Origin of the sequence: Persicimonas caeni (assembly GCF_006517175.1) — a bacterium.
GTDB lineage: Bacteria > Myxococcota_A > Bradymonadia > Bradymonadales > Bradymonadaceae > Persicimonas > Persicimonas caeni.
Genome location: NZ_CP041186.1, coordinates 6,699,069 through 6,719,657 on the forward strand (window position 1 = coordinate 6,699,069; position 20,589 = coordinate 6,719,657).

Consider the following 20,589-nt stretch of genomic DNA (forward strand, 5'->3'; position numbering starts at 1 on the left):
GAGCCAACGATGTCCAACGACCACGAAAACCAGCAAGAAACCAGGAAGAACCGCCGCCACGAAGCCCTGCGCTACCACGAGTCGCCGCGCCCCGGAAAACTCGAGATCCAGGCGACCAAATCCCTCTCCAGCCAGCGCGACTTGTCGCTGGCCTACACGCCGGGCGTGGCCGAGCCATGTCGGCGTATCGACGAGGAGCCGCTCGACAGTTACCGGTACACGAACCGGGCGAACCTGGTGGGCGTGGTCACCAACGGCAGCGCCACGCTGGGGCTGGGCGATATCGGAGCGCTGGCGAGCAAGCCGGTCATGGAGGGCAAGGCCGTGCTCTTCAAGCACCTGGCCGGGGTCGACGCGTTCGACATCGAGCTCGACACCGACGACGTCGAGGCGTTCATCCAGTGCGTGCGCACCATGGAGCCGACCTTCGGGGGCATCAACCTCGAGGATATCGCCGCGCCGGCGTGCTTCGAGATCGAGGAGCGTCTGAGCGCCGAGATGAATATCCCGGTCTTCCACGACGACCAGCACGGCACCGCGATCATCACCAGCGCGGCGCTGCTCAACGCCCTGGAGCTGCAGGGCAAGAATATCGAGGACGTGCGCTGCGTCTTCTCGGGCGCCGGCGCCGCGGGCGTGGCCTGCGCCAAGCTCTTCGAATCGCTGGGCGTGCCCCACGAGCACATCATGTTCGTCGACTCCAAAGGCGTGGTGCACACCGGGCGCGACAACCTGAACGAGCAAAAACAAGCGTTCGCCCTCGAGACCGACCGGCGCACGCTGGCCGACGCCATGGAAGGCGCCGACGTCTTCGTGGGCGTGTCGGTCGCCGGCATCGTCAAAAAGGAGATGGTTGCCTCGATGGCCGACCGGCCGATCATCTTCGCCCTGGCCAACCCCGACCCCGAGATCGCGTACCCCGACGCCATGGAGGTGCGCGACGACCTGATCATGGCCACGGGGCGCAGCGATTACCCCAACCAGGTCAACAACGTGCTCGGCTTTCCGTATATCTTCCGCGGCGCCCTCGACGTGGCCGCGAGCTCCATCAACGAGAAGATGAAGCTCGCCGCGGTCCACGCGCTGGCCGACCTGGCCCGCGAGGACGTCCCCGAGACGGTCACCGACGCCTACGAAGAGGACCACTTTCGCTTCGGCCCCGAGTATATCATCCCCAAGCCCTTCGACCCGCGCGCGCTGCTGCGCGTGTCGCCGGCCGTCGCGCAGGCGGCCACCGAGTCGGGCGTGGCCCGCAAGCCCGTCGAGGATATCGACGCCTACCGCGAGAGCCTCGAGCAGATTCAGAGCGCGGCCAAGGCGCTGATCCGCGGGCTCATCAACAAGGCCAAGCGCGCGCCCAAGCGCATCATCTTTCCGGAAGGCGAGCACCACCAGATCTTGCGCGCGGCCAATATCCTGGTCGACGAGGGCATCGCCAAGCCGGTGCTCATGGGTGACCGCGAGTGCATCGAAACCCGCGCTGCTCAGCACGACATCGACCTGGACGATATCGAGATCTTCGACCCGCGCGATGACGAGCGCCGCGACGAGATGGTCTGCGCCTACTACGACCTGCGCCAGCGAAAGGGCGTGACGATGACCGAGGCCGAGGCGCATATGGCCCAGCCGGAGGTCTACGCGATGATGATGCTCCGAAAGGAGCGCGTCGACGGCGTGGTCAGCGGGCTGACGAAGGCGTATGTCGAGTCGCTTCGCCCGGCGCTGCAGATCGTGGGCGTCGCCGAGGGCGTCACCGGCGCGGCCGGCGCGCATATCGTGGTCTCGCGCGACAACGGCGTGAAGTTCTTCTCGGACACCACCGTCAACATCGACCCCGACCCCGAGACCCTCGCCCAGACGGCCATCAAGATCTCCGAGCTCGCCCGCACCCTCGACGTCGAGCCCAAGATCGCCATGCTCAGCTACTCGGCCTTCGGCACCAGCCGACACCCCAACGCCTCCAAGGTCGCCCAGGCCACGCGCATCTTGCGCGAGCGCCACCCCGAGCTCATCGTCGACGGCGAGATGCAGGCCGACGCCGCCCTCGACCCCGAGCTTCGCTGCGAGGCCTTCGACTTCGCCGAGCTCGACGGCGAGGCCAACGTGCTCGTCTTCCCGAACCTCGACGCCGGCAACATCAGCTACAAACTGCTCGACAAGCTCGGCGGCGCCGAGGTCATCGGCCCGGTCTTGCTGGGCATGAAGCAGCCGGTCAACGTGCTGCAGCGCGGCTCGAGCGTGGCCTCGATCGTCAATTTGACGGTGCTGACGGTGCTCAACGCGCAGTAGCAGTTTGTTCGAAGCGAGGACGAGATGCCCTCGTTTCGATAGCGCCTGCTCAGAACGTCAAGCACGCCCCGAAATCATCGAAGCAAGCCCCTTTGACGCATTTGCCGTCCGTGCAGTCGGCGTCGGTCGAGCAGGTGCGTCGCTCGCAGGTGTTGTTGCCGCCGCACGCGTAGTGAGCGGGGCAGTCGGCGTCGGTCGTGCACCCGATGGGTCCGCAGTGGCCGGTGGTGGTGTCGCACGCCTCGCCTTCGCGACAGTCGGCGTCGAGGGCGCAGGGCGGCTGGCAGGTGCGCACCTCGGGGTTGCACAGGCACGCCTCCATCGGCGCCTGACGACACACAGCCCCGCTGCCGCCGCAATCGGCGTCGTTGAAGCAGGCGTTGGGCGCCTGCATCTCGCACGACTGCGGCGGGCACATGTTGAACTCCATGAACTCGGGGGGCGTCATGCACTGGCTCGAGCAGTCGGCGTCGGTGCGGCAGAGCCCTTCGCCGGGGCCGTCGGAGGTGATGGTGGCGTCGAAGCTGAGCGCCTCGATGCACCAGTTTTCGGCGCCGCCCCCGTTCGACATCATCTGGAGCATCGTCGCGCTGTCCAGACTGCCGGTGAGCTGATCGCCGCCGGCCTGGCCGAGCGCGGTGACCGTCAGGTCGCCCGCGGTGGCGATATAGTAGCTCATGCAACTTGTCGTGCTCGGCTCGCCCGTGCATCCCGCGTAGGCCTCGACGGCCACCTTCGCGCTGCTGGGGTCGGCGGTGGGTTGCAAGACATACGGGTCGTAGTCGGCAGTGTCGATGCTCGCCCCGGCGGGGAAATTCCAGGTGATCACCAGCACGTCGGTCTGGCCGTAGTCGGCTGCGGCGACCGCGGTGGCGGTCAGCACGCCATTGTCATCCAAGTGGGCCTCGACGGTCGGCGAGCTCAGTCCGTTCTTGCCACAGTCGGAGCCCGAGGCGTCGGCCTGGGCGTCCTGGTCGCTGCCGGTGTCGGCTCCTGTGTCGGCACCTGTGTCTGCGTTGGTGTCGGCGTCGGCCTGCGTGGTCGCGTCGTCCTCGGAGCCGGCGTCGTCGGCGGACGTGTCGGTCGCGCTCACGTCGGAGCCGGCGTCGAGCGGGGTCTTCTTTTTGGAATTATCGTCGTCGGAACATCCGGCGGCGAGGAGGGCTACTGCACAAAACGACACACAGGCAATCAATCGGTACTTCGACATTTCTTCGTTCCTCTGGTGGTGCAAAAGTGAGGCAATGAAGGGGAAGGAGCCGCAACGATACACCCCCATCCGACCAACGCGGCGGATGGCTGTCTGGCGCTTCCTATGTGAAGGAGGATTCTGGGGTGGTTGCGAGCTTCCCCGGTGATGTTCCAGTTCCTCTACACCCGCAGGCGGGCTTCGGTCCGTAGTTAATTCGTCTAGGGGGGCATTTCCACCGTTCGAGAGGATATGTGAAGTGTGTGGGCGGTTGAGGGGCGACCACGCAAGGCGACGCCGGAGGCGGTCGCGGCGGCGCAGAGCACCGCGCCCCGGCCTGGTTGTGGCGTGCAGCTGGGTCGGGGCGCGGTCGTCGCGACCGCCGGCGGCGCCTCTGGCCCGCCGAGAGCATCTCTCAAGTAAGCGCAGCCAATCGACCCGCCTCACGCTGAAGCACACCGGCGCCTTGAACCTCTTGCCACGGCAAATCGCCAAAGGCATCCATCCCACCACTGGCACCTACAAGCGCCCCATACAATGCAGCGACGGTATCGACGTCGCCGCCTGCTCGAAACAGCGCCGAAAGCCCCTGTTCGAAGTCATTCGGCCAGCGCCAAAAGAGATAGAGGACGCTCGGGATCGTGTGAAAGACCCAGCCGGTGGTGCCTAATTCGTCGAGCCCGTCATCGCCCGATTCGGCAAGCTCCTTCGCCGCCGAAAGGAGCTTCTCCCAACGCTCGATGTTTTCGCTGGACGCCCGCGGAAGAAGGCTGACGACCTCTAGTGGTTCGCCTCGCAAAAGCAGTCGCGTCGCTCGGCCGGCGACTTCGGCGCCGGCGATCGCCTCGGCATCCGCGTGCGTTGGACGGCTGCTGTTCCGAACAGCGTCGAGCATCGCTTCGAGGTCGTCGACGTATGCAATCGCAAGCGGCACAACTCGCATGGCGGCTCCATTTCCCTGGCTGTTCCGGTCTCCCGGAGCAGAATCCCCGTTCATAAGGCGCTCGACTGAAGCGCACGTCGCCCGCCCCGGGCCGATGCGGATGCGCCACCAGTCGGCGAGTTCGCGCTCGAATGTCTCGGCGTCGAAGCTTCCGTCGTCTCGGATTGCCTTCGCCACAGCGATGGTGAGCTGCGTGTCGTCGCTAATCGTGCCCCGGCGTCGCAGCACCCGCAGTATCCCACGCCTCAGTGTGGGCTTCGCGCCGAAGCGCAACTGTGTCAGCCACACCGGGAGGCTCTCGCGGGGCATGCCGAGGGCATCGCCAAGCGCCACACCCACGAGCGCGGCGAACGCATGGTCGTCATAGGTATCGCCAGTCTCGGCTGCGAACGCGCCGGACGCGAACGGAATCGCCTGATAGCTACGCAGTTGTCGAAGCGCAACGTCGCCGGCGCGATACGCGAGGTAGGCGAACGAGGGCAGGGCGATACCGAGAAAGAGGAGATCGAGCATGTCAGCTGGGGGCGGACGACGAGCAAATAGGGGCTGCACCGAGCTTAACACAAATGGGTCTCGTGATTAGTCCGGCATGCAGGGGGAGCCCCGTCATGATGCGCCTAAAGGCATCTCCCTGAATCCCTTTTATGAGGGCAAGATGCCCCCGCACCGAACAAATCGCGCGCTTTCGGTGCGAGTGCTTCCAGCTCTCGCAGGCGAGGGCAAGATGCCCCCGCACCGAACAGATACCGCGCACAACATGGTGTCTGACACCGTGTTTGAAGGTCGCACGTCGACCACGCAAGGCGACGCCGGAGGCGGTCGCGGCGGCGCAGAGCACCGCGCCCCGGCCTAGTTGTGGCGTGCAGCAAACTCGCGACGGAGGCGCCCGCCGTTAGCGACCGTCGAAGCATTTTTCGGGCGGAGCCATCTGCCCGTCGAGGCAACTGGAGCAGTTTTTTGGCGGAGCCGTCCGCCCGTCGAGGCAACTGGAGCACGTTTTTGGCGGAGATGTCCGGCTTTGGCGTGCTCTGGAGCATCGAAGGGGCGGAACCGTCCGCCCGTCGAGGCGGTTAGAGCATTTTTTTGGCGGAAGCGTCCGGCTTTCGAGGCTGTCGACGAAGAAAAACGGCGGACGCCTCCGCCGTCGCAATGCTTTTGTGCACTTTTTTGGCGGAAGCGTCCGTCTCGAACATGAAAAAAAGCATCGCCAGGCCGGAGATCTCCGGCCTGGCGATGCTCTGGTGGACTTTCGGAGCGGAGCGCTCCGGGATCAGACTGGTTCGGTGACGTCGGCGTCCACGGGCTCCTCGGGTTGGGGCTCGTCAGTGGACGCGTCGTCCTCGGCGCGCCGCCGCGCGGTCTCTTCAGCCTCGCGCAGGCTGGCGAGCAGGTCGTGGCGCTGCTCTTCGTCGAGGTCGGTGAACTCGAGCATCGTCAACAGCGACTTGGTCGCCCGAATCCACTCCAGGCGCGCGTCGCGCAGGTCGTCACTGCCGACCGCGTTGGGGTCGTCGCTCTCATCATCCGCCAGACGAGCCCGCTCGTCGACGCGGCGGCCCATCAGCAGCGCGGTGTCGAGCCAGGCGTCGACCACCTCGACCAGCGGTCGGCCGGCGAAGACCTGCGAGGCCAGAAAGTCGCGGTCCTGCTCGGTGAGCCGCTCTTTGACCTGCTGGGCGGCGCCCGCCTGCGCGCGGTAGGTCGCCTGGGTGATCTGCAGGCCCTCGGGGAACAAGGTGTCGCGCGTGCCCTCGAATCGGGCGGCCTGCTGGGCGTCGTCGGCCAGGTCGACGCCGGCGTCGAGCACGTTGTACACGCCGCGGGCCATCCGGTCGTGCTGGGCGTCGAGCCGGGTCAGCTCGGCGGTCAACTCCGCGACACGCTCGGAGCTCACGCTCTCCTGTCGTTGCATCGTCAGCAGCTTGCGGTGCGCCACGGTGATCACGCGCGCCGGCCCCACCAAAAGCTCCTGGGCCTCCAGGGTGGGCAGGTCGCGCTGCGGGTCGACCCACGGGGCCGACACCGTCACCATCTCCTGTGAATTCAAATCGCGTAAAGCCATCAGATTCCTCGTCGTTGCCAAGAGTGCATTGAAATGTGCTCGCCCCCCATTCGGGCGCGGCACGACGTGGCCCGCCTTCGGGCCCCACTGAGTAACTACACGGAGATTCTGTCGGTCATCTCGGCGGTTCTGAGCGCCAATGACTGCGTTGCTCCTTCTCGACGATGCGCTGCATCGCCTCGGCGTCGCGCCTTGTCCTTGACACTCAGCCCTCGCCGAGGCTTTCCCGCACAATCCCCGTGCAGTTACTTAAATTACTGCGATTGCGTTAGGGTCGTCGGCGGAAGGAGGGTTGTCAAGGGCGCCCCGACTGGGCTGAAGGGCGACAATAGGTCGGGGCGCGGTCGTCGCGAGGCTGTCGCAAAAGCCTTTGGAGGCAGGGCATCTTGCCCTGGGAGCAAGGCCGCACGCTCCTGCAACCAGCGCTGGAAGCGCTGCCTCCAAACGACAGCGACAATAGGTCGGGTCGCGGCGGCGCAGAGCACCGCGCCCCGGCCTGGTTGTGGCGTGCAGCTAGGTCGGGGCGCGGTCGTCGCGACCGCCGGCGGCGCTTTATGCGGGTTGACCGTGCTCCGGCCCGCCGAACGTGTGTGGGTGGCGGGTGGAGAGGATGCCCTCGCCTTAACTCACCCGCGCGAAAACCACCGCGCGGCGTGACTGTCGCCCGGCGAGGTCGGCGCGTCGATGCCCAGCGCGGCGCTGCAGATCGGGTGGATGTCGACTGCGCGAGGCAGCTTGGGCACGTCGACGTGGTCGGGGGCGCCGACGACCAGCAGCGGGCTGATCGAGTCGTACAGGTGCAGTGAGCCGTGGGAGCCGCCGCCGACGTGGGCGGCGGCGTCTCTGCTGCCGAACTCGAAGCCCGGCTGGGCGGTCACCCACAGGTCGGCGCTCTTGGTCGAGCCCGGCCCGCCTGCGATGCGCTCGAAGGCGTTGGGGTACTTGTCGAAGACCAGCTCGCCGGTCTCGACGCGTCCGTCGACCGCCGACAGCGAGCCCTGCCAGCTCCATTGGAAACCGTAGGCGTCGCGGGCGGTCTTGGGGCCGGCGTCGCCGGGGCGAAACTGCAGCTCGCCGCGCTCGGCGGTGCGCACCAGGTAGGCTTCCGGCGCGCCCTCCTCGAAGCTCTGGCGGCGGATGACCTGGTCGATGCGCTCGTCGGCCAGCAGGGTGTCTTCGACGCGCTCGACGAACGCGGGTTCGTGGCTGGCCAGGTAGATCTGCGAGGCGCGCAGGTTCGGGCAAATTGCCAACTCTTCGGGGGCTTCGAGGGGCGTGCCGTAATCGGCCACGTGAAAGTCGGCGAGCAGGTCGTCGAGCATGATGCCGGCGGTGTCTTTGTTGTCGACGATGTCGCACTGGGAGTGGTCGCCGGTCAGCACGATGCAGAAGTCCTCGAGCACCGCGTCGAGACCTCCGTAGGCCTCGATGAAGCGCCCAATATGGGCGTCGACGCCCTCGACGGTGGGACTCGCCGGGAACGGCCCTTTTTCGTGGCTCGCAAAATCGTTTTCGGGGAAATACGCCAACGTCATGTCGGGCATCGCGCCCTGACGAGCCAGCCGCGCCAGCGCCTCGCCGGTGTGGGTGTCGTCCATCCCGTACATGTCGGAGATCTCCTCGACGATACTGTCCGTTTGGACGTCGTCGATGGGCAGCGTGTCCAGAAAGTCTCCCAGAAACATCCGGCTGGGGCCGCAGATCTCGGTGCTCGAAGGCAGCCCCGGCATCACGTCGACCAACCAGGGGAGATCGATCTCGTGGGGCGTGTCCCCGCGGTGGATAAGGTAGTTGAGGCTGCAGGCTTCCCTGCCGGCGCGCTCGACGGTTTGAAACAGGGTCTCGGCCTGCAGGCGGTCTTGGTTGAGGTGGTACAGGAAGTCGCGCAGAAACTCGCCGCCCCCATGCTGCAAGACAACCCAGAAGTCCGAGCCGAAATAGACGACCTCGTCGGTGCCCTCGTCGAGCCAATAGGCGCCCTGAATCCCGTGCTCGCGCGGGTAGCGCCCTGTGATCAGGGTCGAGGTCGCCGCCGGGGTGATCGACGGGAAGATGGATAAGGACGCCCCCCGATAGGTCCCATGTTCGTGCAGCCGGCTCAGGTGGGGCAGCTTTCCGCTCGAGAGCAGGTCGTCGTAGACCTCGGCGGTGAGTGCGTCGACGATAACGAGGAGTACTTTTTTCGAGTGCATGGCACGATCGAGGGTGCAGAGAGACGAGATGAGGTCACCGCACCGAATTTGCTCGCATCACCGAGCGGGTAAAGCTCCCGGGTCCGTCGCGGTGGGTGTTTCAGTCGATGGATTCGCCTGTTGCGCGTACCACTCGAAGAAGGCCGCCTCGGCGAGTCTGGTCTCGGCGATGGGCGTGCCTCCGAGGCGGCGAATCGCCTCGCCGGCGGCCTCCGAGTAGACGCGCACCAACACGGGGCGTGCGTCCCAGTCGGAGAGCAATTGGAGGTTGTCCGAGGCCCGCGACATCGTCGAGATGATGCAGCGCGCGGCTTTGGCGCGGGCGTGCTGCAAGATGCGCGGGTCGCTTCCGTCGCCGCGAATCGCGGGGACCTCCTGGCGAACGAGGCGCTCGACGACGCCGGGGTCCTCGTCGATGACGACGACCGAGATCTGGCGGCGCTGCAGTTCGTCGAGCACTAGCTGGCCGGTCTCTCCGCAGCCGATCAACACCACGTGGCCGCTCAGCCCGTGCGACAGGGGAGGGCGGTTTGGCGTCGGGAAGAATCGCAGCAATTTGCGGATGAACTTGTCGGAGGTGACCAGCGGGGCGGCGGCCATGGTCACCACGGCCAGGGCTGCGACGACCGCCAACAGAGCCTCACCGACGTGACCCATCTTGAGGCCGATCAAGACGACGACCAGCGACAATTCGCCCACGTTAGCCAGCGCGGCGACCATCTCCAGCGCGCTTCGCCGCGTCATGCCGCGTCGGCGCAAGATGAGCCAGAGGACCAGCGGTCGGACCAGGAAGACGCCGACGACGAGGATGCTCTCGGCGACGAATTGCGTCGGGTTGGGCACGGTGACGAGGACGCCCAGGAGGACGAAGAAGAGGACCGTAAAGAAGTCCGAGAACGAGGCGACGTAGCTTCGTACGGTGCCGCCCACCGGGAAGGCCGATAGCGAAAACGCCGCCAAAAAGACTCCCAGGATGAACGGGAGATCGGCCCACCAGCACGCCCCCACAAAGGAGAAGATGAGGCCGAGCACGAAGAGCAGGCGCTCTTCTTCGCCGAGCTTCGAGCGCAGCAATACCCGCGGGGCGACCCACGTCTTGGTGATCCAGGTGAGCGCGGCGAGGGCGGCGACGACCGCGAGCGAGCGCGGAGTTGGGGCGTCGTCTGGGAGGACGACGAAGAGCAGCGTCAACAGGGCGATGACCGCGGCGTCCTGGGTGAAGCTCGTCGCACGCACGATTCGGCCGACCGGGTCGAAGAAGCGCTCGCTTTTGCGAAACAGCGCGACGGCCAAGAGCGTCGAACTCGAGGCGAGCGCCAGCACGAGGTAGGTCAGCGTCAGCGGGTCGAGGCGCAGCACGCTCCACAACACGAGCGCGATGGCGGCGGTCACGATCAGGTTCGCCGCCGTGATGGCGATGGCCGTGGGACGGCAATGGATGACCGTCTCGCGCTCGGTCTCGGTGCCGGCGGCGAAGATCAGAAACGTCGCCGCCAGCAAAAGGCCCTGGCGGACCAGGTCGCCGTCGAGGGCGACCGGTGCTGCGCTGAGAGCGACGCCTGCCAGAATGGCCATGACCGCCGGCGGAAGGCCCGTGCGACGTGCCAGGCCCACGGCCACGGCGGCGACGGCGATGGCGAGTGCGATGGTGGTCATGGGCGCACCTCCGCCGTTTGTTCGAGCGCGGCGACGAGGCCTCGGGCCGCCAGCTCTTTTCCGTCTAGTACCTGCGCGGCGCCCGCTTCGCACAGGTGAGCGAGCGTCCAGTGGTCCATCCCGTAGATCACGCACGGGATGCCCATCTGGTGCATGCGGTAAGCGAAGAGCTTGTTGACCGTCTCGATGCGAAGCGCGCTGACGGCCAGCTTGGCAGCGCCCATGCGTGCGCTTTCGAGGGTCGAGGGGAAGTCGACGTCTCCGATGACGGCTTCGCAGGGCAAGCCTTCGAGTTTGCCCGCGTCGGTGTCGACGGCGACGACCTGCTCGCCCATCTCGTGGAGCTGCCGGCACAGGCGTCTGCCGAGGTCGTTCATGCCCACCACGACGATGTGGCCGCGAACGCCGTCTTCGTCGGGCTCCTCGTCGACATTGTGGGAGGCGCCGAAGACGCGGAGTATGCCGGTGGAGCGGAGCAAGTCGTAGAGCGGGCGGTTGTAGAGGATCATATACGCCGACAAGCTGATGGTGACGATGCCCACCAGGGTGATGAGCGAGAGCACGCCCGCGTCGATCACGCCGAGGCTGAGCCCGAGCGCGGCGAAGATGAACGAGAACTCGCTGATCTGGGCGACGGTCACGCTCGTGAAGAATGAGGTGCGCTCGGAGTAGCCGTACCGGGCAATAATCCACATGAAGATGAACGGATTGCCCACGAGCACGAACAGCGAGAGCACCACGGCCTCGACCCAATAGTCGGCCGCGGCGCCGAACTCGGTCTGAGCGCCCAGCGACACGAAGAAGACGGCGATGAAGAAGCTCATCAGCGGGTGGATGCGCCGGCGCAAGTCCTCGGCGACCTCGAGCTGGGCGATGGCTAGCCCGGCGACGAAGGCGCCGATTTCGAGCGACAGGTCGAGCAACTGCGCGGCGAGCACGAAGCCGAAGCACCACGCGAGGCTCCACATGAAGAGCACGCGCGGTGAGCGGGCGGCCCAGCCCAGCGCGCGTGGGAGCAGGTAGCGCGCCGAGAGGAGGGCGACGACAATCAAGCAGGCGACGCCGCTAAACGCCTTGCCGAGGCTGGTCGCCAAGCCCATGGGCGTCATCGCCTCGGGGCTTCCCAGCCCGGCGAGCAGCGTCAATATGACGACCACGACGAGGTCTTGAACGAGGAAGATGCCGACGGCGATGCGTCCGTACAGCGAGGAGAGGTCGCCTTTCTGGTCGAGGAGCTTCACCACCACGACGGTGCTGCTGAAGGTCAGCGCGACGGCGATGAACAGCGCGGGCATCGGCTCGAAGCCGAGCGCCCAGGCGAGTAAGAAGCCGCCGGCGGCGGTGAAGACGACCTGCCCGAGTCCTGCGGCCAGCGCGACCCGGCCGACCTGCCGGATGCGGTCGAGGCTGAGCTCGACGCCCACCAGGAACAGCAGCAGCACGATCCCCATCTTCGAGATGGTCTGCAGCGCCGTCTGCTCGTCGACCGCTGGGGCCACCCATCCGAAGAGCGGGCCGATGGCCAGGCCCGCAAGGAGGTACGAGACGATCGAGGGCATGCGCGCCAGGCGGCCGACAAACGCCATCACTGCCGCCGCGACGACCAAGAGCGCCAAGCCCACGAGAAATTGTCCGGCCGCTGCTTCCATGGTGCACCGACGACGAGAGACCCGGGCTGGCGAGCAAAAGATCCGCGCCCTTGTGGGGTGGTCAAGGTGGCTATCGCCGACGCGTTTGCGCGAGGCGGTCGTCTTGCTGATGAGCAACAATTTTAGATCCATCGCCGACCGCGCTCGTTTGCACCCATGACACGGAAACAAACCCCTGTTCATGTGGAGGCAGACGATGAAGCGCACGGTGATGATGGCATTGATGTTGGTGGCGATTTTGGGCTTGGCGACCTCGGCGAGCGCCAAGCAGGCGGCAAAGCCCGCGCCGAAGGCGTCGGCGGGTGGCACGCTCGACTTGGAGGCCGCGCTCTCGCACGGCTATGTGCCGGCGAAGGCCGACAAGACGATTCACGCGCGGATTCAGGTGCGCGCCGACGACGCCAAGGCCAAGGAGCGCGCGCCGATGAACCTGGCGGTGGTCATCGACCACTCCGGCTCGATGGCCGGCGGACGCCTCGACCAGGCCAAGCAGGCGGCGCATACGCTGGTCGACCGGCTCGGGGAGAGCGACCGACTGGCGGTGGTCAGCTACGGCAACCACGTGACCACCAACATGAACTCGGTGTTCGTGACCGAGGCGAATAAGGAGAAGCTGCACGCGGCCATCAGCTCGATTCGCCTGCGCGGGTCGACCAACTTGGCCGGCGGCTTCGAGAAGGGGGCGAGCATCGTGGGCGAGCACCCGACCGACGACTCCATCAACCGCGTGGTACTGCTGTCGGACGGCCACGCGAATATCGGCGCCAAGACCCCGCACGCGCTGGGCAAGCTCGCGTCGAAATATCTCGAGAAGGGCGTGTCGGTGAGCACGATGGGCATCGGGCTCGACTACAACGAGAAGCTCATGGCCGAGATGGCCAAGCAGGGCGCGGGCAACTACTACTTCGTCGAGGACGAAAAGAAGCTCGCCAAGATCTTCGCGCAGGAGTTCGAGACGCTCTCGCAGGTGGTCGCCCGCGACGCCAAGCTCGTGCTCGACATCGGCGCCGGCGTCGAGCTGCTCGACCTGCACGGCTTCCCCTACACGAACAAGCGCGGCAAGGTGACCGTCAAGCTGGGCGACTTCTACGCCCGCCAGCACAAAGACATCATGCTCGACCTGTCGGTCAGCCCGCGCGGCGAGGTTCGACGTGACGTCGTCACCGCGCGCCTCGAGTTCGCCGACGTGACCAAGTCGAATAAGCGTGTCCACTCGAAAGCGACGCTCGCGGCGGTCGGCAGCGACGACCAAAAGCAACTCGCCCAGGTCGACAAGTCGGTCATGCGCCGCGTCGAGCAGATTAACTACGCCAAGAGCGTCGCCAAGGCGACCGACGCCTACGAAAAGGGCGACCGCAAGGAGGCCGAGAAGATTCTGGCCGACCAGCAAAAGCGCCTCAAAGATGCCCAGAACTCCTATGAGTTCGACGCCGACAAGGTCAGCGAGAAGGTCGCCGAACTCGAAGAGCAGAAGAAGGAGATGAAGCGCTCGCGCTCGAGCAGCTCGAAGTCGGGCAAGCGACTCAAGAAGAGCTCGCGCAAGAAGATGCTCGACGTCATGCAGAGCGCCGAGGCGTTCTGAGGTCGGGCGTGCCGAGCGAGGCCGTGTTGAGGTGGGACTTTTGTAGGGCTGAGGCTGCGAATCCGCGCAGCCTCAGCCCGTTTGCCAACACGAAGATGCTGCTCAGAGACATCGCTCCCGCAGCGAGCATGGGCGAGAGCTGGAGCTCGAAGACCGGGTAGAGCACACCGGCGGCGACCGGAATCAAAGCGGCGTTGTAGACGAAGGCCCAGAACAGGTTCTGCTTGATATTGTCGAGGGTGGCCTTGGAGAGCGCGATGGCGTTCGTGATGCCGTTCAAGTCGCCGCTCATCAGCACCACATCGGCAGCCTCGATGGCGATGTCGGTGCCCGAGCCAATGGCCAGGCCGACGTCCGACTGCGCCAGAGCAGGGGCGTCATTGATGCCATCACCGACGAAGGCGACCTTGTGGCCGTCCTGTTGGAGCCGGGCGACAGCCTCGGCCTTCTCGTGGGGCAGAACCTCGGCCAGCACCTGCTCGATGCCCAATTCGCGCGCGATGGCCTCGGCGGTCTTGCGGTTGTCCCCTGTGATCATGGCGACTCGCAACCCGAGGTCGTGCAGCGCCCTCACAGTCGCCACGCTCGAGGGCTTGATCGGATCGGAGACGGCCATGACCGCGGCGACGGTGTCGTCGACGGCGACGTAGAAGGGCGTTTTGCCCTCGCGAGCGAGCTTGGCCGCTTCGACGGCATGGGCGCGCAGATCGATGCCCAACCGCTCCATGAAGCGGTCGGCGCCCACGGCTACCTCGCGCCCGTCGGCCGCTGCGCGTACTCCGTAGCCGGCCACGGCCTCGAAATCGCGCACGGGCGGGAGGTGCAGCTGTCGGGATTGGGCGGCGTCGACGATGGCGCGGGCGATGGGGTGCTCGGAGTGGTCCTCGACGGCCGCCGCCAGCTTCAATACATCGAATTCGTCGAACGCCTCCCCGACACTCAGATCGGTCAATCGCGGGCGGCCTTCAGTCAGCGTCCCGGTCTTGTCGAGGGCGACGACTTCGACCTCCTGGAGGGTTTGCAGTGCGTCACCCTTGCGGAACAAGACGCCCATTTCGGCCGCCTTGCCGGTTCCCACCATGATCGAGGTGGGCGTAGCCAATCCCATCGCGCACGGGCAGGCGATGATGAGGACGGACACGGCGGCGACGAGCGCCGAGGTGAGCGCCGGCTCGGGGCCGACGAAGTACCATACGCCGAAGGTGATCGCGGCGAGCACGAGCACCACGGGCACGAAGACGGCCACGACTTTGTCGGCGAGCGCCTGAATCTGGGGCTTGGACGCCTGAGCCTGCTCGACGGTGCGAATGATCTGGGCGAGCACCGTCTCGGCGCCGACGCGAGTGGCTTCGAAGGCGAAGCTGCCGGTGGTGTTGATGGTCCCGCCGACGACTTCCGCCCCCGCGGCTTTCTCGACCGGCACCGGCTCGCCGGTGATCATCGACTCGTCGACGTAGGAGGTGCCCTCGACGACGCGTCCATCGACCGGAACCTTCTCGCCGGGGCGCACGCGAATGACGTCCCCGGAGCGCACCTCGTCGATCGGCACCTCGGTCTCTCGGCCGTTCCGGATCACGTTAGCCGTCTTCGCCTGCAGGCTGAACAACTTGCGTATCGCCTGGCTGGTGCGCCCCTTGGCGACCGCCTCCATGTATTTGCCGACCAAGATCAGGGTGACGATGACCGCGGCCGCCTCGTAATAGACGTGAACTGCGCCGGCAGGCAGGAGGCTCGGCATGAAGGTCGCCACCACCGAGTAGCCGTAGGCAGCGCTCGTTCCGATCATCACGAGCGTGTTCATGTCGGGACTGCCCCGCCGAAGTGCGGCCCATCCTGCGCGGTAAAAGCGCCATCCCGGCCCGAATTGAACGGCGGTGGCGAGCGCGAAGAAGAGATACCACAGCGTTTGGGTGGCGATGACGCCCGTGAGCCACTCGCGTACCGGCGGCAAGAGCATCGGCACCATCTCCAAGAGCAAGAGCGGTACCGTCAGTGTCGCAGCCACGGTCAGTCGGCGGCGCATCTCGATTAGCTCGCGTCGACGGGCGTCCTGCTCGCCGCGTGCACCGGCCGCTCCGTCGGTGATAGCCAAGGCTTTGTACCCGGCTTTGCGGACGGCAGCCTCGAGATCGGCGAGGCTGATTTTGTCCGGCAGGTAGTCGACGGTCGCGCGTTCGGTGGCGAGGTTGACCGATGCCTTCGAAACTCCTTGGACCTCGCCGAGCGCCTCTTCGACGTGGCTCACGCACGACGCGCAGTTCATCCCCTCAATTCGCATGGTTTCAGTTCGCGTGGTGTCCGTCAGTTGAGTCATGTCCGTATCCTCTCGGTTCACAGTGAATGTTGCGCCTTTGGGGCGCTTCACCACTGCAGACGTGCGCCGATGGATGCGGTTACACCTCCAATTGAATTTTGTTGAAAAAGACAAACCCGCGGCTGCCGAGGGCGGCCGCGGGTTTCGAGCTTGGAAGCTGGCTGCGTGAGATTTCGGGCTGTTATTCGTGGCAAGTACAGTCGAGGCAGCCGCGCTCGGCGCAATCACCGCAGCACTCCTCGAGGCGCTCCTTGAGCTTGTTGCGTGCTCGGTAGCGACGGACCTTGAGATTGTTTCGGCTGATACCGAGCCGCTGTGCGACTTGCTCGGACTCGCCGTCGCCCAACTCCATCACTTCGATCATCTCCTGATACTCGTCTTTGAGCGTCGGGATGAGATCGTGAAGGCAGGTGCAGAGGCTGGCTTGCTCGTCGGGCGTGACGGCGACTTGTTCGTCGCGGGCGTATTTCTCGAGGTACTTCGCCTCGGTCTGTTGCCGGCGTCTTCGATCGATGATGGCGTGGCGAACGATCTGGTAGAACCAGGCCACCAACTTGTCCGGATCGTCGAGCTGCTGGAGCGAGCGCGCGGCCTTGAGGAGGCTGTCGTGCAAGATGTCTTCGGCTGCCTGCGGGTCCGCGACCTTCGTGCGAATAAAGCCCAGCAACTTGTCGCGATGCTCCAAGAGTTCGCGTTCGAGGGTGTCGTGGTCGACCGTCTTTGACATGATACTTCCCATCCGTCATCGATACCGTTCGCAGTCTTAACATTCTTGGGCTCGTCTGCCTTCCCTGGCTTTGGGGTGAGCTTCGATTCGGGGCAGGCTCAGCAGCAGTGCGTCGCCGCGCCGCTCACGACCACGTCTCCGCGTGGACGGTCGTCTTCGACCCGGGCGTGAGCGTCGCGGATCTGCTCGAGCGGAAAGCAGCGGTCGAGCTCCGGACGCACGTCGTGCTCCTCGACGATGTCGCGCACCTCGTCGAGCTTCTCTGCGCTCGGCAGGGCGATGGCGAAGAGGGCTCGAGGCCCGCCGATGACGGCGGTTAGGAGCATGTGCATGAGCAACGTGAATTGCAGATACAGCGACATAAACCGGCCGTTTGGGGTGAGCGAGGCGCGGCAACTCGAAAAGCTCGCCGTGCCGGACGTGTCGAAGATGACGTCCCAGCGTCCATCCTTTTGCCGAAAGTCCTCGAACGTGTAGTCAATCAGATGGTCGGCGCCGAGGCTGCGCACCATCTCGAAGTCCGCGCCGCGGCACACGCCGGTCACCTCGGCGCCGAACTGCTTGGCGAGGGAGACGGCCATGCGTCCCACGCCGCCGGCCGCGCCGACAATCAACACGCGTTCGCCGGGTCGGACGTCGGCGAGGTCGCGCAGGAAGGTCAACGCGGTGACTGCGCCGTAGGGCAGGGTGGACGCCCTTTCGTAGCTTATGTTCTTCGGCATCGGCGCGACCGCGCTGTCCTCGGCGACGCACAGATACTCGGCGTAGGCGCCGAAGTCGCACGCCCCGTAGACGTCGTCGCCCACTCCAAAGCGGGTGATCTCGGCTCCCACAGCGACGACTTTGCCGGCGAAGTTCGTGCCGGGGACGCGTTGGCTCGGCCGGAAGAGTCCCGTCATCATACATCCGGGCACTTTCAAGATGCCCGGGTAGTCCGCTGCGCGCACCCGGCGGTCGCCTTGCGTGACCGGACTCGCAAGAACCTGCACCAGCACCTCGTGAGCGCCGACGGTGGGGGTGTCGACTTCCTCGATGGTGAGGACATCGGGGGCTCCGTAGGTATCGTAGGTCGCTGCTTTCATGGGTTTGCTCCTTCAATGAGGGGAACGGTTGGTCTCGGTCGTCTCGACGGCTAACGACGCCAAATCACTGCGTCGCCGTTAGCTCGCCGAGCTTTCTCGCACGATCTCCGTGCAGTTACTCAACTGTATCCATGCGATTGTGTTTCGAGTATTGACCGAAGCAGCAGGTCTGGTATGCGTAAATGCATGGAATGGCAGACCGTGAATTTTGACTGGAATCGAGCCAAGGCGTTCTTGGTGGCCGCCGAGGAGGGATCGTTTTCGGCGGCGGCGCGAGCGCTCGGGGTGACGCAGCCGACAGTCGGCCGGCAGGTCACGGCGCTCGAAGAAGAGCTGGGCGTGACGTTGCTCGAGCGGGTGGCCCACGGCATCGAGCTCACCCCGACCGGGCTCGAGGTCGTCGAGCATTTTCGCGCCATGAGCGAGGCGGCCGCGCGCGTTTCACTGGTGGCCGCCGGTCAGTCCGTGTCGCTCGAGGGCACGGTCTCGATCAGCGCGAGCGAGGTCATCTCGACGCACCTGTTGCCGCCCATCATCCGAGCGATCCGCGTCGACTATCCCGGCATCGAGATCGATATCGTGGCTTCGAACCTCGCTAGCGACCTTCGCCGGCGCGAGGCGGATATCGCCGTGCGAAACTTCCAGCCACAGGACCCGGAGTTGGTCGCCCGCAAGGTCAAGGAGAGCCGCGCCTGGTTGTACGCCAGCCCCGCCTACCTGGAGGAGTTGGGGCACCCGACCTCACCAGAGGACTTGTCGAACGGTGAGTTTATCGGCTTCGACCGCACCGATGCGCTCATGGAAGGGCTCAACGCGCTGGGCCTCGACCTGACCGGACGCAGCTTCCCCATCATCACCGAGAGCCAGCTCGTCCAATGGGAGCTGTGCAAGCAGGGGGCGGGGATTTGCGTGATGATGGAGGAGGTGGGCGACGCCGAGCCGCGCGTCCAAAAGGCGCTGCCCGACTTGCCGCCGTTTCCCGTGCCGATGTGGCTGGTGAGCCACCGTGAGGTGCGCATGAGCCGTCGCGTGCGGGTGGTGTTCGACGCGCTTGCTGATGGGCTTTCGTAGCGCTTTCAGGCAGTCGCCTCCCCGCAAACGTCAGGCGAATAGCACGTAGATGAGCAGCGTACTCACCGTCACGAATACCACCGACAAAATGCTGCCCGCCTTCAGATAGTCTGCTACGCGGTAGCCGCCGGGGGTCATGAGCAGCGCGTTGACGTGGTGGGTGGGCAAGACGAACGAGTTCGCCGCGCATACGCCGACCTGTAGCACGAGGGCCTGCGGGGAGAGCCCGCCCAGCCCGGCGATGCCCAGGACCAGGGGGACGAGCAAGACCGTGGCGGCCACGTTGGACATCAACAGCGACAGCCCTGTGGTCAACACCCCCACGCTCGCCAAGATCACCAGCGGATGCGCGCCTTCGAGGGCGCCAACGAGGCTGTCGGCGATCAACGCCGCGACCCCGGAGTTCTCCATGGCGAGCCCGATGGGGATGAGCCCTGCGATCAAAAAGACGACCTGCCATTCGATGGCTCGATAGGCTTCCTCGATGCTGAGCACGCCGGCTAAGATCATGGCCACTGCGCCGCTCAGAAAGCCGATGGAGATGGGCAAGTCGGACACAAAGACGACGGCCAGGGCCCCGACGAAGCTCGCCAGTGCCTTGAGGGCCTGCTCGGGGCTGGTTGGTTCGTACTCGAACGGCGTGACGCTGATGAAGTCTTCGCTCTCGTTGAAGAACTGCAGGTTCTCTTTGCGGCCGTGGAGCACGAGGGTGTCGCCGGCCTTGATGACGCGGTCGGCGATCCCCTCCTCGATGATCTCACTGTCGCTGAAGAAGAGGACCACCTGCACGTTGTAGGTCTCGCGCAGAGCGGCTTCGCGTAAGGTCTTGCCCACGATATTCGACCGCGCCGGGATCACGACCTCGAGGTAGCCACGTTTGGAGCCGGCGGGGGTCTTTTCGTCCTGCTCGACCATCTGGAGGCCGCGCCCCTCCGCAAAACGCAACACGTCTTCTTCGCGTCCCTGGATGACCAGGGCTTGGCCGGCTTCGAAGCGCAGGTTTTTGTCGACGATACGGTCGGTCGAGCGGGCGCTGTAGGCCCGGAGCAGGTTGATGTCGAACTCTTTGCCCATCTGCGATTCTTCGACCGTCTTGCCCGCGAGCGGGCTGTCGGGGAGCACCCTGAACGTATAGATCGCGTCGGAGAGGCCCCACACGTTGATGCGCTTTTTGCTCGGCGAGACGTCTTCCATCTTCTCGAGCTTGGACGGGAAGACGAGCGGGCCGAAGAGGGCGAAGTAGGCCACCGCGGTCACCAGGAGCACCACCCCGATGGGGGTGACGCTGAACAGATGGAAGGTCTCGAGCCCTCGATGCGCTAGAAGGTCGTTGAGCACGATGAGGGAGCTTGTGCCGACCATCGTCAAGGTGCCGCCGACGAGCGCGGCGAAGCCCATCGGCATCAACAAGCTGGAGACGGGGATCTTCTGACGCTTGGAGATGCCCATCATCACCGGCAAGAAGAGCGCCGCCGCGCCGATATTCTGCATCACCCCCGACATCAGCCCCACGGTCAGCGAGGTGGTCGAGATGATGCGTCGCCGACTGGCGCCGGCCACGCGCAAGATGAAGTGGGCGAGCTTGTCGGTCACCCCGGACTTGAACAGCCCGCGGCCCATGACCATGACGCCGATAATCGCCAGCACAGCGTTGCTCGAGAAGCCGGAGCGAGCCTCTTCGGGGCTGATGGCACCCACCCAGACAAGCGACAGCATCGCCATGAGGGCCACCAGATCGATGCGCCATCGCTCGGTGACGATCAGAAAGACGGTGGTCGCCAAGATGACGAGCACCAAAATCAACTGCATGTCCATGGTGGCCTTCGAATCTGT

General features: G+C 65.5%; 13 protein-coding genes. 3 read left to right on the forward strand and 10 right to left on the reverse strand.

The features are described from left to right. Nucleotides 1–9: 9 nt before the first annotated feature. Nucleotides 10–2,289, forward strand: coding sequence for an NADP-dependent malic enzyme (locus FIV42_RS24885; protein ID WP_141200314.1), 2,280 nt, complete (start codon nt 10–12; stop codon nt 2,287–2,289). Nucleotides 2,290–2,338: 49 nt separating this feature from the next. On the opposite strand, the gene FIV42_RS24890 is transcribed toward FIV42_RS24885, so the two are convergent. From FIV42_RS24890 to FIV42_RS24915, 6 genes are all read right to left on the reverse strand, one after another. Next, nucleotides 2,339–3,499 carry a hypothetical protein gene (locus FIV42_RS24890; protein WP_141200315.1) on the reverse strand — a complete coding sequence of 387 codons (1,161 nt, stop codon included), beginning with the start codon at nt 3,497–3,499 and terminating at the stop codon, nt 2,339–2,341. A gap of 394 nt (nt 3,500–3,893) precedes the next feature. Next, complete coding sequence (locus tag FIV42_RS24895; protein WP_141200316.1) at nt 3,894–4,934, reverse strand: ADP-ribosylglycohydrolase family protein; 1,041 nt, start codon at nt 4,932–4,934, stop codon at nt 3,894–3,896. A gap of 757 nt (nt 4,935–5,691) precedes the next feature. Then, the gene (locus FIV42_RS24900; RefSeq protein WP_141200317.1) at nt 5,692–6,483 is read right to left on the reverse strand and encodes a hypothetical protein; all 792 of its coding nucleotides are present in this window, start codon (nt 6,481–6,483) and stop codon (nt 5,692–5,694) included. A 626-nt stretch (nt 6,484–7,109) separates the two neighbouring features. After that, nucleotides 7,110–8,675, reverse strand: coding sequence for an alkaline phosphatase family protein (locus tag FIV42_RS24905; protein WP_141200318.1), 1,566 nt, complete (start codon nt 8,673–8,675; stop codon nt 7,110–7,112). Nucleotides 8,676–8,732: 57 nt separating this feature from the next. Further along, on the reverse strand, nt 8,733–10,331 hold the full coding sequence (locus FIV42_RS24910; protein WP_141200319.1) for a cation:proton antiporter: 1,599 nt from the start codon (nt 10,329–10,331) through the stop codon (nt 8,733–8,735). Continuing rightward, nucleotides 10,328–11,980 (reverse strand): cation:proton antiporter, encoded by a 1,653-nt coding sequence (locus tag FIV42_RS24915; protein ID WP_168210926.1) that lies wholly within the window; start codon nt 11,978–11,980, stop codon nt 10,328–10,330. The genes FIV42_RS24910 and FIV42_RS24915 overlap by 4 nt, the downstream gene beginning before the upstream one ends. Before the next feature lie 196 nt (nt 11,981–12,176). On the opposite strand from FIV42_RS24915, the gene FIV42_RS24920 reads away from it, so the two are divergent. Further along, nucleotides 12,177–13,562, forward strand: coding sequence for a vWA domain-containing protein (locus tag FIV42_RS24920; protein WP_168210927.1), 1,386 nt, complete (start codon nt 12,177–12,179; stop codon nt 13,560–13,562). Here the strand turns inward: FIV42_RS24920 and FIV42_RS24925 are convergent. The 3 genes from FIV42_RS24925 to FIV42_RS24935 all read right to left on the reverse strand — a co-directional run bounded on the left by FIV42_RS24925 (nt 13,537) and on the right by FIV42_RS24935 (nt 17,685). After that, entirely contained in the window at nt 13,537–15,876 is a 2,340-nt protein-coding gene (locus tag FIV42_RS24925; RefSeq protein ID WP_141200322.1) for a heavy metal translocating P-type ATPase, read from the reverse strand. The two genes, FIV42_RS24920 and FIV42_RS24925, sit on opposite strands and share 26 nt — an antisense overlap. A gap of 181 nt (nt 15,877–16,057) precedes the next feature. After that, nucleotides 16,058–16,603, reverse strand: coding sequence for an RNA polymerase sigma factor (locus FIV42_RS24930; protein WP_168210928.1), 546 nt, complete (start codon nt 16,601–16,603; stop codon nt 16,058–16,060). Nucleotides 16,604–16,701: 98 nt separating this feature from the next. Beyond that, the gene (locus FIV42_RS24935) at nt 16,702–17,685 is read right to left on the reverse strand and encodes an NAD(P)-dependent alcohol dehydrogenase (RefSeq protein WP_141200324.1); all 984 of its coding nucleotides are present in this window, start codon (nt 17,683–17,685) and stop codon (nt 16,702–16,704) included. Nucleotides 17,686–17,859: 174 nt separating this feature from the next. Between FIV42_RS24935 and FIV42_RS24940 the strand changes: the two genes are divergently transcribed. Further along, a complete protein-coding gene (locus tag FIV42_RS24940; RefSeq protein WP_222615312.1) occupies nt 17,860–18,756 on the forward strand; it encodes a LysR family transcriptional regulator in 897 nt (298 codons plus the stop codon). 30 nt (nt 18,757–18,786) lie between these two features. Here the strand turns inward: FIV42_RS24940 and FIV42_RS24945 are convergent, their stop codons facing one another. Beyond that, the gene (locus tag FIV42_RS24945) at nt 18,787–20,571 is read right to left on the reverse strand and encodes an SLC13 family permease (RefSeq protein ID WP_141200325.1); all 1,785 of its coding nucleotides are present in this window, start codon (nt 20,569–20,571) and stop codon (nt 18,787–18,789) included. Nucleotides 20,572–20,589: the final 18 nt, after the last annotated feature.

What these genes read in the sequence shown, in the direction of transcription:
- FIV42_RS24885 (WP_141200314.1), top strand. Translation starts at nt 10, where the DNA reads ATGTCCAACGACCACGAAAACCAGCAAGAAACCAGGAAGAACCGCCGC.
- FIV42_RS24890 (WP_141200315.1), bottom strand. Translation starts at nt 3,499, where the DNA reads ATGTCGAAGTACCGATTGATTGCCTGTGTGTCGTTTTGTGCAGTAGCC.
- FIV42_RS24895 (WP_141200316.1), bottom strand. Translation starts at nt 4,934, where the DNA reads ATGCTCGATCTCCTCTTTCTCGGTATCGCCCTGCCCTCGTTCGCCTAC.
- FIV42_RS24900 (WP_141200317.1), bottom strand. Translation starts at nt 6,483, where the DNA reads ATGGCTTTACGCGATTTGAATTCACAGGAGATGGTGACGGTGTCGGCC.
- FIV42_RS24905 (WP_141200318.1), bottom strand. Translation starts at nt 8,675, where the DNA reads ATGCACTCGAAAAAAGTACTCCTCGTTATCGTCGACGCACTCACCGCC.
- FIV42_RS24910 (WP_141200319.1), bottom strand. Translation starts at nt 10,331, where the DNA reads ATGACCACCATCGCACTCGCCATCGCCGTCGCCGCCGTGGCCGTGGGC.
- FIV42_RS24915 (WP_168210926.1), bottom strand. Translation starts at nt 11,980, where the DNA reads ATGGAAGCAGCGGCCGGACAATTTCTCGTGGGCTTGGCGCTCTTGGTC.
- FIV42_RS24920 (WP_168210927.1), top strand. Translation starts at nt 12,177, where the DNA reads ATGAAGCGCACGGTGATGATGGCATTGATGTTGGTGGCGATTTTGGGC.
- FIV42_RS24925 (WP_141200322.1), bottom strand. Translation starts at nt 15,876, where the DNA reads ATGACTCAACTGACGGACACCACGCGAACTGAAACCATGCGAATTGAG.
- FIV42_RS24930 (WP_168210928.1), bottom strand. Translation starts at nt 16,603, where the DNA reads ATGTCAAAGACGGTCGACCACGACACCCTCGAACGCGAACTCTTGGAG.
- FIV42_RS24935 (WP_141200324.1), bottom strand. Translation starts at nt 17,685, where the DNA reads ATGAAAGCAGCGACCTACGATACCTACGGAGCCCCCGATGTCCTCACC.
- FIV42_RS24940 (WP_222615312.1), top strand. Translation starts at nt 17,860, where the DNA reads ATGCGTAAATGCATGGAATGGCAGACCGTGAATTTTGACTGGAATCGA.
- FIV42_RS24945 (WP_141200325.1), bottom strand. Translation starts at nt 20,571, where the DNA reads ATGGACATGCAGTTGATTTTGGTGCTCGTCATCTTGGCGACCACCGTC.